Raw genomic sequence first — 13,147 nt, forward strand, 5'->3', positions numbered from 1 at the left:
AGGAGGAAAAAAAGATGAAATTATCAAAAGAAATCGGTATTGACCTTGGTACTGCAAACATCCTTATCTATGTCAAAGGTGAAGGTATCGTTGTTAATGAACCAAGTGTAGTCACAATCAATACTGAGACTAATAGACCGGTTGCTGTTGGTGAAGAAGCACGTGAAATGCTCGGTAAAACTCCTGGTAAGCTTCAGGCCATTCGACCTTTAAAGGATGGTGTTATTGCTGATTTCCAGATTACTGAAATTATGCTGACTCACTTTATCAATAAATTAAATTTAAAGGGTATTTTCTCTAGACCAACAATCTTAATCTGCTGTCCATCAAATATCACTTCAATTGAAAAGAGTGCTATTCAGGACGTTGCTTTAAGATGTGGTGCTAAGAAAGTTTATATTGAAGAAGAACCAAAGGTTGCCGCTATTGGTGCAGGTTTAGATATTTCTAAACCATCTGGTAACATGGTTATTGATATCGGTGGTGGTACAACTGATATTGCTGTATTATCATTAGGTGATATTGTTACTTCACAGTCATTAAAGATTGCAGGTGACAAAATGGACCAGGATATTATTAAGTATGTAAAAGATAAGTATAAGTTGTTAATTGGTGAATCTACAGCAGAAGAAATCAAGGTCAATATAGGTTGTGCAGTAGATGCTGATGAATCTAATACTTTCGAAGTTCGCGGTAGAGACTTAGTAACTGGTTTACCTAAGACAATCACAATGAATGAAACTGAAACACAGGAAGCCTTAAAAGAAACTTGTGAAACAATCCTCATCTCATCTAAACAGGTTCTTGAACAGACACCTCCAGAATTATCAGCTGATATCGTTAATAAAGGTATCTTCTTAACTGGTGGTGGAGCATTATTAAAGAACCTAGATAAATTCATGGAAAGACGTTTATTAGTTCCTGTATTTGTTGCTGATGAACCTCTTGATTGTGTCGCTGAAGGTTGCGGCGTAATGCTTGAAAATACTGAATACTTACAATAATTAAGGTGGCTTTTTAGCCATCTTTTTGTTTATAATGGAAGTATTGGAGGCTTTGTATGAGTGCAATATTTTTTGATATAGATGGAACAATATTTGATGGAAAAGAAATCCATCAAGAAGTTATTCAAGCCATTCAAGCAACACAGGCAAAAGGGCATTATTGTTTTATTGCGAGTGGGCGACCACGTAGTTTTATAAGCGATGTAGTTTTAAAAATAGGTTTTGACGGTTATATTCTTGCGAATGGGGCGACAATTCTTTTTGAGGAGAAAACATTAAGCAATATGTACCTTCCTCAAGAACCTGTCAAACAACTCCTTGATTATTGTGATGATCAAAAGATCGAATATATCTTATTGACAAAAAATGCAGGGTATCTACGTAATAACTGTAAATATTTACGTCATTTCTATCCTATGGCCCATGTTGATACGAGTGATTTCATAACAGATTTCAACAATAAAGATGTTCTTGATCATCTTGTTAAGATTGAATTACATCCTGAAACAGAAGAACAGTATAATATGTTTAAAAAGATATTGGGGGAGGAATTCTTTATCATGTTACCAGCAGGTAGTGGGGTCGCTGAAGTTTCAAGAAGGGATGTTGATAAAGGGACAGCTATTAGAAATGTCCTTCAATATCTCAACCTGTCATTAAGTGATAGTTATGCCTTTGGTGATGGAGCTAATGATATTGGTATGTTTGAAGCTGTTGGACATCCTATCGCTATGGCTAATGCGAGTGATGATGTAAAGAGACAGGCAGAATATATTTGTGAATCTGTTTATGATAATGGCGTTGCTAAAGAACTCAAAAGGCTTTTTCTTTGAGATTGAAGAGATTAAGCATAAATGATATGATCGATAGTACTGGAGGTAAAGACAATGCTGAGAATGATTCTCGTTCCAGAAGATGATTATAAAACATTACAGGATCGTTTAAATAAAATAGGTGAGAATGGCTATATGTTGGAAGATATCTACTTCACGCGTGTATTCAAGTTTTCTAAGACAGATAAACCTATTCATTATTTAGTCGATTTCAATCTGGAAGACTTTAAGAAAAAAACACCTTATAACATGCCAAGTCATTCAGAAATAAAGAAGTATAGAAGAAATGGTTGGGACTATAGAAATCACTTCCTTAAGTTCAACATTTTTACAACAAATAAAGATCGTCCCTTAGAAAGAGAAAAACAAGCACAAAAAGATGAAGCCATTAAAACAATCTTTTCTAAAAGATATAGAAATAATGTCATTGCATGGGCTATGATGTTTGTTTTTATTCTCTTTTCGTTCTTTATGTTTAAGTTAACTAAGGCGGATATGATTATTGTAGTAAGCTTTGCTTCTATCTTTGCGTTATTATCTTTATTCAATTGGATACATGTTACACGTGAAACAAAGAATACCATATACTATCCAATATGTGTGTTAGCTGGTATCATTGCATGGTTCACTATAGCTATATCTCTCTATTTTATAAAATAAAAGGTGCTCTTTTGAGCATCTTTTACATTACTTTAAAATTTTAAAATAAGCACCTGGTTGAATATAATCAAGAAGCATTAATTCATCTTCCTTCACATGACCAACACAATTACGTTCACCATCATTTGGAATATCTCTCAAAGCTATTTCAAGTTCACCACGATAGTGTGCAAGATTATCATTAACAATAAGAATATCACCTTTCTTAAAGTGATCCTGCTTATAGGCAACAGGTGGTATAGATGTGTCTTTGTATTGAAGACGAACCATAGAGCTTCTCAGGAAATATGATGAATGATCATGTCGATCCCAATGAGGTGCATAGTCATAAACAATTGCACGATCAATATCAGTCATGCTTTCTTCTTCATCAATTCGTATACAAATACAATCAGTCTGTACTTCAGATAAAGCTTTAAGTTCTTCTTCAGTCGCAAAAGCATTACCAATGAGAATATCATCAACTAAACCAGTTGCGAGATAATAACGTGCCTGTAAATCAATGGGAAGACTACGCATCATTTCCACAGTTGGAAGCCCACAAAAGACATTCCAAGGTCCATGTGTATGAGGGGCATTGGAGCTTACAAAGGCAGCAGTTGTAAAGTTATAAGACTTCCAATGTTGATTTAGCTTATTGAAAAGATCCCAATCCAATCCCGAATAACGTTCAGGATAGAAATTATGACAGATTGTCATCTGTTCACGATTTGCCCCATGTTCAACCATTAATCCTGCACCTTGGTCAACTGAGCCATTGAATTCAATCTTAATATGGTAGGGGTTATGGGTGATTTCAATATCCTGGGCCGTTCCAAAGGAACCATCGAGACGTAAGATATCAATACCCATTTTCGCAAAGGGTTCTAAGTTATTATAAGAAGCATGAAGTTTCTTGAATACTTCTGGGTTTGTATCAACAGCAACCTCATAGCCAAGTTCATGAGCTTGCTTCATGAAAGCTGTAAATTTTGTCATCATTTCATCAGCAGATTCAGTCACTGAGAGTAAGCAGGTAAATATTCTTGTAAAGCCATATTGTGATGCAAGTTGTAAATAGTTATAGATTTCTTCGTTTGAAGCTTTTTCTGGATAAACAGAAATACCGAGTCTATGCATTTTATTCCTCCTATAAATTCTATTCTTATTATATAATAAAGCGTTTACATGTGAAAGAATAGAAGTACCAATTCTAATTGAAATATATTATAATGTGTACATTAAAGGAGCTTTAATTACATGTCTATACATACAATATTATCATTTGTAGTGACCTTTATCATAGCGGCATTTCTTGTGCCGTTAGTTGGAAAAGTCACAAAGAATATGGGCATTATTGCTCACGAGAATAAACGAACCATACATCATGGTATTATTCCTCGAACTGGGGGATATGCCATCTATATAGCCTTCCTGATAGGGGCTATGATTTTTTTAAAGACGGATGTACAGATTAATTCTGTTTTGATTGGTGGATTTATTATCTTTATGGTGGGCTTCTATGATGATATTCATGACTTACCACCGAAGGCCAAGGTAGCTGGGCAGGTTTTAGCAGCATTAGTGGTGATTCTCTATGGTGGCATTTCACTTAAAGACTTCATGATTCCTAATGTACCTACGAATATCTCAACAGTCCTGGCGATTATTATTACGATAGGTTGGATTATTGGGATTACAAATGCGGTTAATCTAATTGATGGACTGGATGGTTTATGTGCAGGGATATCCATTATTGTACTAGTGACCATTACAGTCACTTCAATTACTTCAGGACGAAGTGATATTGCCTCATTGAGTATGCTTTTAGCTGGTAGTATTGCTGGTTTCTTGCTTTATAACTTCCATCCAGCAAAGATTTTTATGGGGGATTGTGGAGCACTCTTTATTGGCTTCATGATTTCTGTTATTTCATTACTTGGCTTTGGCTATAAAGGGTCAACATTCTTTACTTTAGGTGCGCCCATTGTCGTACTAGCTGTACCGATTATGGATACACTTATTGCGATTATAAGAAGAAAAGTGCATCATAAACGCTTTGATGAAGCAGATCGAGGACATTTACATCATAAGCTCATGTTCTCTTTAGAACTAGGACAAACAAAGTCTGTATTAATTCTCTATGCTGCTACGGCACTCTTCTCACTCTGTTCTTATCTGAATCTTAATCATCCAAATTATGCCAGAATACTCTTTATAACCTTATTAATAATCTTTGAAATCTTTGTTGAATATACGAATATGATTTCAAGAAAATATAAGCCCATCCTTACAATTATCAATATATTCCTACACCGTGATGACTTACCAAAGATCAAAGAAAGTGAGCCATATCGTAAGATTGTAAGAAATTTCAAAGGAAAACTCAAATATGTATTATTGGTCATTGTCGTTGTCATAGCAAGTTATTATGGTTATCAATATACACATAGAGATACTGGCCCAAAGATTAAGCCTATTACATATGTAGAAGTAACTGATGGCACAGAGCTTATGAAAACAATCTACAAAGATATTGAAAGTACACGTGATCGAACAGCTCTACGTGAATATGTCGCAGCTTACTTTGCCGCAGATTTCTATTCACTCAAGAATAAAGATAAAGATGAAATTGGTGGAACAAACTACTTCTACCAAGATAAATTATCGGATTTCCAGGATTATGCCAAAAAGGACTATTATGCTTCAGTCAATAAACTGATTGCGAATGGTGAAAACACAGATAACATTGTATCTTATGAAGTACTCTCTAATACAGTAAGTGAGACAAAGCTTGCTGGATTAGAAGACTATAACTACTATGATGTCATCTTACATCTCCAATTCAATCATAAGAGTCAAATACTTAATACAAAAGATATCAGTGTAACAATTAGATTAATTGATAAGAATCATAAATACTATGTTGTATCTTATAGCTATAATGGTCCTTATGTAAAACCAAATGATGATTAGGAAGATAGGTTTCTATCTTCCTTTTTTGTATAGGAATTCGCTATAATGATGATGGTGATAATAATAATGAATTATAAAATAGGTGAAGTTTCAAAAATGTTTAATATCTCAAAAGAGATGTTACGCTATTATGAGAAGAAGGGAGTATTGCATCCTAAGCGTATTAATGAAAATAATTATCGTGTTTATGATGAAATGGATATCTTCTTGCTTTTTGAAATCGTTCAATATCAAGCTATGAATTTCCATGTTGCTGATATTGCAGAAATGCTTTCAAATAATTATATGGAAAACTATGCAAGTTATCTTGAAAAATATGAAAGTAGTCTTAGAAAAGAGATTGCATACAAAATGATATTAGAAAGACATATTCATGAGCTAACACAAAGAGCACAGAGTGCAAGGTACAATATTGGTCATTACTATTTTCGTAAAATAAATCATTACAAATTGATTTCTATTTGTCATAGTCAGCATGAACAATATAGTCGTATAGCATTTGACCAGGAAACATCACAAATGCTTAACAGCAATAACCATATGGCTTTTGCAGAATCTCTCTGTTTATTTGATGAGAATCAAGAGAATTGGTATTTTGGTTTTGATCAACAAATTTTGAGTGACTTAGATATACAATATAATCGTTTTAAGGAATTAAAGGGTGGTTTATGTTTATGTACAACAATTGATATGGGGGAAATCGGATCTTTTAGCTATGAATCACTTTCTTCTATTATGAAATATGTGGAAGAAAATCACTATATTATTAATGGAGAAATACGTGGGGTAATCGTTGGACGTGGTTATGAGGATGAAATGTTTAGGAGAATCATGGAAATACAGATACCGGTAGAACAATAAACCTTCAAATACTTTCATACTTTTATATCTATATGTATCAATAATAATTATATAAATGAGGAGATTTTTACAAGAAATCATGTGAAAATTCTATCTTGACCTTCATAATATTTCATCCCTTAAAATTAAGATATGAAATGTGGAGGAAAGAGTTATGTTTACAAAATTATTTAAACCTATGAAAATTGGTGATGTTGAAATTCCAAATAGACTTGTAGTACCAGCAATGGTCACAAATTACTGCACACCTAACGGCTTTTTAACAGAACGCTATCTGGAATATATGGAAGAGAAAGCAAGAGGTGGTTGGGGATTATTAATCACTGAAGATTATGCTGTATGTGAGCATGGTAAAGGCTATGAAAGAATACCAGGTTTATGGAAGGATGAGCATGTTGAATTGAACAAAGAACTTACAAAACGTGTTCATAAACATGGGTCCAAGATATTTTGTCAGATGTATCATCCAGGAAGACAATCTAATCATAATATCAATGGGAATATCATGCCTATCGCTCCATCAGGAACAAAAGATCCAATGTGTATGGATTTAGCGAGAGAAATGACTGTTGAAGAAATTCATCAGTTAGTGAATGATTTTGCTTTAGCTGCAAAGCGTTGTAAAGAAGCAGGCTTTGATGGTATTGAGCTTCATTGTGCTCATGGCTATTTACTTGCGGAATTCTTATCACCTTATGTCAATAAGAGAACGGATGAATATGGTGGATGCTTTGATAATAGAGTGCGTATTGTAGATGAAATCATTAAAGCAATGCGTGAACAAGTGGAAGATTTCCCTATTCAGGTACGTATTTCAGGCAATGAATATGTCCAGGGTGGTCGTACTGAAGCCGAAACTTACCAGCTTGCTAGACACTTAGAAAAGGTTGGTTTTGATGCAATTCATGTATCAAATGGTGTTTATGCTGCAAAGGCAGTGAGACAAATTATTGCTCCTATGTTTACGGAACATGCACTCAACATGGAAACAGCTATGAATGTTAAGAAAGTCGTTAATATTCCTGTTATTCTCGCCAATAGAATTAATGAACCAGGTATGGCTGATATTCTACTTGATATGGATAAATGTGATTTTATTGCGATGGGTAGAGGTTCTCTGGCAGATCCATATCTTCCTAAGAAGGCTAAAGAAGGAAAGTTTGATCAAATTAATTATTGCATTGGCTGCTTACAGGGATGTGAATGGCCATTACTTAAGAATGAATCTGTGACATGTCTTGTCAATCCTAGAGTAGGAAGAGAATATGAGTGTGATATTACTCCTACAAATCAACCAAAGAAGGTTATGGTTATTGGTGGTGGACCAGCAGGATTAATGGCAGCAAGAACAGCTGCTATTAAAGGTCATCAAGTAGAACTCTTTGAAGCAAAGGATTGTCTTGGTGGTCAATTTAAATCGGCTGCTTATCCAATTGGAAAAGGTGAACTCTCTACAATGATATCCTCATATCGTGCCAATTTAGAATCTCTCAATGTCCCTGTTCATCTCAATACAAAAGTAACCGAAAAACTTATTCAAGAAGTTCAACCTGATGCGATTATTGTAGCTACTGGTGCTAAACCATTAACACCACCAATTAAAGGTATTGATTTAGATCATGTAGTCTATGCGGAAGATGTATTACTTGGACATGTTGATATTGCGAATGGTCCTGTTGTTGTATGTGGCGGTGGTGAAGTTGGTGGTGAAACTGCTCATTATATGCAGGAAAAGAATCATCAAGTTACAATTGTTGAAATGCAGCAGGATATTCTTAATGATATGATGCCAATGACAAGAGAATGTCTCATGAATATGCTTCATGAATCAGGCGTTCAAGTACATACAAATTTCAAAGTCAAGGAAATTACAAGTGATGGTGTAGTAGGCGAAGATGCTAATGGTCATACGGCAACATTACCAGCTGTGCAGGTCGTCTCAGCATTTGGATATAAGGCTTATAATCCTCTTGAAGACATTGCGAAAGCTAATTGTAAAGAAGTTTATGTCGTTGGTGGTGCTATTAAGGCAGGTAATGCCATAACTGCAACAAGAGAAGGAATGGAAGAAGCACTTAAGCTTTAAATTATACAACAACTACTGGTTTATACTGGTAGTTGTTTTTCATTGCACTTTGTTTGTATTGTGCACAATACAATGATAGAGTGTATGCGAAAAGAGGTTGATAAGATGAATAAACTTAATATTAATTACTGGTCAGATTATGCTTGCCCATTTTGCTATATTGGCAAGAGTAACTTAGAAGCTGCAATCAAAGAATTAGGCCTGGAAAATCAGGTAGAGATGCAGATGTTGTCGTTTGAACTTGATCCAAGTGCTCCTAAAGAGTATATGGGTGAAGCAACAGATTTACTTGCTCAAAAATATGGCATATCAAGAGAACAAGCCAGTGAACAGATTAAGAGAGTTGAAGATATGGGAAAAGAAGCAGGTATTGTCTTAGATTATGCGAATGCCCTCTACACTTCAACCTTTGATGCTCACAGACTGACAAAGCTTGCTCAGGAGAAGTTACCACTCCATCAAGCTAATCAATTCATTGCCCGTGTCTTCAAAGCAATGTTTGAAGATCATACAATGATGTCTGATCTAGAGACATTAAAGCGTATTGCTTTAGAATATGGTTTGAGTGAAGAAGATATTGATACTGTAATCAAAACAGATGCTTATGCCAAAGATGTACGTTTAGAAGAAAACTTAGCAAGTCAATATAATGTGACGGCTGTACCATACTTTATCTTTGCGAATAAGTATGCAGTACCTGGAGCACTGCCAAAGGATCAAATGAAAGAAGTTCTTACTAAAATCATGGCGGAAGAGAATATTGTTGTTGAAGGAGCAAGCTGTGGAATTGACGGATGTCAATAGAAAATGGAAAAAGATTGTAATATGGCATACTTTATGATAATATGAACAAGCGTAGAAGAGAAAAGAGGAGGTTATATTGATATGTTAGAAACAATATTATTAATTGTATCAATAGCCCTTATTATTGTATGTCTATTACAATCAGGAAAAACAGATGGTATCGTTAATGCATTAACTGGTCAGAGCTCTAATTTGTTTGCTCAACAAAAAGAGAGAGGCGCTGATCTTGTTCTTACAAGATTAACGATTGGTTTAGGTATTGCATTCTTTGTTATTGCAATCTTGATTAGAATGGGTTCATAGGAATAGGGCACGAAGTGCTCTATTTTTTCTTATGGGAACTTTAGAAAGATATAACATGAGTGAACTATAATAGAGGAATGTAGGTATTATAATAAAATATCTAGAAAGGTAAGAAAATGAGAGAAGAAATATTACGATTATTATCTGATGATCATAATCATGAACGAACAATACAGGATCTCACGCGTATCTTCAATATTAAGGCTGAGGACTTTGCGGATTTCATGAAACTTATGAATCAGTTAGAAGATGATGGAGAGGTTGTTAGAGATCAATTTAATCAATACTTTACACCTGAATCATTAGGTTATTTCAAAGGAGTATTACAGCTTAATAAGAAAGGCTTTGGTTTTGTTAAGGTTGCTGAAGATAAAGAATTCTTTGTGCGTTCCAATCTTGTCAATGGGGCATTAAATGGTGACAGTGTCATCATTCGCAAACTTAATGATGATCCTCATAGTGATGAGGCAAGTATTATTAGAGTATTAGAACATAATATTAAAGATGTTGTTGGCTTAGTTGTAAAGCTAAAGGGTAAGATTTATGTGAATGCGGATGATTCAAGAATAGGACAAATTCGTATTAATGATGCCCATATTAAAGGTGCTATGCCTGGTCATAAGGTTATTGTTCATATCACAAGTTATAAGCCTTTAAGAGGGGATATTGTTGAAATCATTGGTCATAAGAATGATCCAGGTGTGGATATTCTTTCTATTGTATATGATCATGGTATTCATATTGACTTCCCTGAAGAAGTCTATAAGCAGGTTGAGAATATTCCTGATGAAATCGATCCTACTGGCATGAAAGGGAGAACGGATTTACGTGATATGTTGATTGTCACGATTGATGGTGATGAAGCAAAGGACTTAGATGATGCCATTTCATTACGTAAGTTAGAGAATAAACATTATGAATTAGGTGTGCATATTGCGGATGTCTCTTACTATGTTGAAGAGGGGACACCACTTGATCTTGAAGCTGTGGATCGAGGCACTTCAGTCTATCTTGTTGACCGTGTTATTCCTATGTTGCCTCATAAGTTATCGAATGGTATTTGTTCTCTTAATGAGGGTGTGGATCGTTATACAATCTCATGTTTTATGGAAATTGACCAGAAAGGTCAGGTTGTCGATCATCGTATTTTACCAACAGTCATTCATTCAACACATCGTATGACTTATACAAATGTCAATAAGATTCTAGATGGTGACAAAGAAATGCGTAAGAAATATGCGGATTCTGTAGAACTCTTTGAGACAATGAAGGAATTATCGGATATTCTTACGAGAGCGAGAAATATTCGTGGGGCTATTGATTTTGATACGGATGAGGCAAAGATTATTGTTGATGAGAAGGGTAAGCCTATTGATGTTCAGTTAAGAGTGCGTGGGGAATCTGATCGTATGATTGAATCATTCATGTTGGTGGCTAATGAAACTGTGGCTGAACACTTTAAATGGCTAGATGTCCCATTTATCTACCGTGTCCATGAAACACCAAAGAAAAACAAGCTAGAACAGTTCTTAGCGATTGCGAAACCATTAGGTTATACTATTCATGGCTCACTTGATGATATTAAGCCAAAAGAACTCGCTAAGATCATCACGAAGAGTAAAGGCAAACCAGAACATCCTGTTATCTCAACATTACTATTACGCAGTATGCAGAAAGCAAGATATTCAGAATTATGTCTAGGACATTTTGGTCTAGCTGATGAATTCTATACACATTTCACATCACCAATTAGAAGATATCCTGATTTACTAGTTCATCGTCTTATTCGTAATTATCTCTTTAATGAAAACTACAGCAATATAGAACATTTTGCTGAGGTTGTTCCTCAGTTAGCTGATAGTTCAAGTGATTGTGAAAAGCGTGCTGTGGATACGGAATATGATGTTGATGATATGAAGAAAGCAGAATATATGAGTTATCATATAGGAGAGAAGTTTAAGGGAATTATTTCTTCAGTCACTTCTTTTGGTTTCTTTGTTGAACTGCCTAATACTATTGAAGGGTTAGTTCATATTACTGACTTAGCTGATGATTATTATATTTATGATGAAAAGCAGTTAATGTTGATAGGGCAGAGAACACGCAAGATGTACCGTCTTTCGGACACGGTTGAAGTTATTGTCAAAGATGCCAACAAGCTAGAAAAGCAGGTTGACTTTGTCGATGCCAATAACTATACCAAATCACGTTCATCAAGAAGACCAAAGCACTCCTCACCAGCTCGTCCATCAACACGTAAACATAAAGAACATCGTGGACAAAGAACACATACACGTCCAAGAAGAAAGGGTGGTAAGCGATGAAAATTGTTGCACAGAATAAAAAAGCTTATCATGACTACTTCATACTTGAATCCTATGAAGCAGGAATTGAATTAAAAGGGACAGAGATTAAATCAGTACGTAAAGGTTCAGCTAATCTTAAAGATAGTTATGTACGTATTAAGAACGGAGAAGCTTTTGTTGTCAATATGCATATTGCCCCTTATGAACAGGGAAATATGTTTAATGTTGATAGTCGTAGAGAACGTAAACTCCTTCTTCATAAAAAAGAAATCAATAAGCTTTCTAAAGCTATTATGGAACAAGGGTTAACCCTTGTTCCTACAAAGCTCTACTTTGGAAATGGTTCAAAGCTGAAAATTGAAGTATCATTAGTCAAAGGTAAAAAGCTTTATGATAAACGTAATGATCTTAAAGAAAAGGCCATGCAACGTGATATTGATAAAGCTATGAAGTACCGTTACTAAAGATTGATTTTCCTGAAATAAGGCTATATACTAAAAGGGCATCAGAAGATGATGCCTTGTAATCTGGGGGTGTTCTTGGATTCGACAGGGGTCAGTTTGAATTAAGTTGCAGTCGTCGGGAGACGTTAAACCTCAAAACAAATATCTGGAAACAGAACTAATTACGCTTTCGCTTAGTAGTCGACGTTAGACTCGCGAAATGCTAGCGCATGAGCTCTCACAATCATGCTGTCTAGTAACATAACCTAGTGGGATAAGGGGACTGGGATGTCTCGACTAGAACCTCGAAAATCAAGAGAATCGGTAAGTGAAAGACTGCTTGTGGATCGTAGCTTACTTAAATCTATTCGACAAGATAAACTGTAGATGCTTAATATGGGACGGCTTTTGGACAGGGGTTCGATTCCCCTCACCTCCACCAAATGGGATTTGGAGAACCGGTGATTTTGTGCTGATGTGTTCTAGAATTTCGCTATATGAAGCGTTTTCTCCATCTTTCTTATAGTTGAAAAGCAGTACAAGTTTACCGTTCTTGTAAATGAAGGCTTTCGATACGAATGTATTGATAAGCCTCTTTTTTTGTATATTAAGAAATTGGTTTCGTCATTCAAAAAGTTATATACCTACTTACATATGAAATAAATAGGTATATAACTTAGTTTTCCTCAGTGTCATATTGAGATGTTTTTTTCAATATTAGGATTTTATTTTCATGTGTCCATGACATCTTGGACACTCAAAGCCTGCATCATCAGCACTGCCGCCAGATTCCACCAGTGCATCTGTCACCTCTGCCACCAGCCATCTTGGAACGTTCTCCTCGTGGCCGCATCTTGTGCATTTCACTCTTACTGGGACATCATCATCGCTA

General features: G+C 35.3%; 11 protein-coding genes and 1 other RNA gene. 11 read left to right on the forward strand and 1 reads right to left on the reverse strand.

All coding sequences use genetic code 11. The annotated features are described in order from the left end of the window. Positions 1 to 14: 14 nt before the first annotated feature. From mreB to FYJ79_RS10565, 3 genes are read left to right on the forward strand one after another with little or no spacing between them, the layout of a single operon-like run. Positions 15 to 1,004, forward strand: a complete 990-nt coding sequence (gene mreB / locus FYJ79_RS10555) for a rod shape-determining protein (protein ID WP_033161862.1) — start codon at positions 15 to 17, stop codon at positions 1,002 to 1,004. 56 nt (positions 1,005 to 1,060) lie between these two features. Continuing rightward, on the forward strand, positions 1,061 to 1,837 hold the full coding sequence (locus FYJ79_RS10560) for an HAD family hydrolase (protein WP_154518038.1): 777 nt from the start codon (positions 1,061 to 1,063) through the stop codon (positions 1,835 to 1,837). A gap of 54 nt (positions 1,838 to 1,891) precedes the next feature. Further along, positions 1,892 to 2,497 (forward strand): DUF2812 domain-containing protein, encoded by a 606-nt coding sequence (locus FYJ79_RS10565; RefSeq protein WP_154518041.1) that lies wholly within the window; start codon positions 1,892 to 1,894, stop codon positions 2,495 to 2,497. 27 nt (positions 2,498 to 2,524) lie between these two features. On the opposite strand, the gene FYJ79_RS10570 is transcribed toward FYJ79_RS10565, so the two are convergent. Beyond that, positions 2,525 to 3,616: a DUF871 domain-containing protein gene (locus FYJ79_RS10570; protein WP_154518044.1), complete on the reverse strand. Its 1,092-nt coding sequence runs from the start codon at positions 3,614 to 3,616 to the stop codon at positions 2,525 to 2,527. Between the two features lie 120 nt (positions 3,617 to 3,736). Between FYJ79_RS10570 and FYJ79_RS10575 the strand changes: the two genes are divergently transcribed. The 8 genes from FYJ79_RS10575 to ssrA all read left to right on the forward strand — a co-directional run bounded on the left by FYJ79_RS10575 (position 3,737) and on the right by ssrA (position 12,697). After that, the gene (locus tag FYJ79_RS10575; protein WP_154518048.1) at positions 3,737 to 5,452 is read left to right on the forward strand and encodes an MraY family glycosyltransferase; all 1,716 of its coding nucleotides are present in this window, start codon (positions 3,737 to 3,739) and stop codon (positions 5,450 to 5,452) included. Between the two features lie 66 nt (positions 5,453 to 5,518). Beyond that, a complete protein-coding gene (locus tag FYJ79_RS10580) occupies positions 5,519 to 6,313 on the forward strand; it encodes a MerR family transcriptional regulator (protein WP_195837077.1) in 795 nt (264 codons plus the stop codon). Positions 6,314 to 6,467: 154 nt separating this feature from the next. Continuing rightward, positions 6,468 to 8,399: an oxidoreductase gene (locus tag FYJ79_RS10585; RefSeq protein WP_154518054.1), complete on the forward strand. Its 1,932-nt coding sequence runs from the start codon at positions 6,468 to 6,470 to the stop codon at positions 8,397 to 8,399. A gap of 105 nt (positions 8,400 to 8,504) precedes the next feature. Then, a complete protein-coding gene (locus FYJ79_RS10590) occupies positions 8,505 to 9,203 on the forward strand; it encodes a DsbA family oxidoreductase (RefSeq protein ID WP_195837078.1) in 699 nt (232 codons plus the stop codon). Positions 9,204 to 9,284: 81 nt separating this feature from the next. Then, positions 9,285 to 9,506 (forward strand): preprotein translocase subunit SecG, encoded by a 222-nt coding sequence (gene secG, locus FYJ79_RS10595; RefSeq protein WP_033163419.1) that lies wholly within the window; start codon positions 9,285 to 9,287, stop codon positions 9,504 to 9,506. Positions 9,507 to 9,622: 116 nt separating this feature from the next. Further along, a complete protein-coding gene (gene rnr / locus FYJ79_RS10600; protein WP_154518060.1) occupies positions 9,623 to 11,830 on the forward strand; it encodes a ribonuclease R in 2,208 nt (735 codons plus the stop codon). After that, a complete protein-coding gene (smpB, locus tag FYJ79_RS10605) occupies positions 11,827 to 12,276 on the forward strand; it encodes an SsrA-binding protein SmpB (RefSeq protein ID WP_154518063.1) in 450 nt (149 codons plus the stop codon). Before rnr ends, smpB begins: the two co-directional genes overlap by 4 nt. 65 nt (positions 12,277 to 12,341) lie before the next feature. Continuing rightward, positions 12,342 to 12,697, forward strand: a transfer-messenger RNA (tmRNA) gene (ssrA, locus tag FYJ79_RS10610). The last annotated feature ends 450 nt before the right edge of the window (positions 12,698 to 13,147 follow it).

The organism is Sharpea porci (genome assembly GCF_009695655.1).
Lineage (GTDB): Bacteria > Bacillota_I > Bacilli_A > Erysipelotrichales > Coprobacillaceae > Sharpea > Sharpea porci.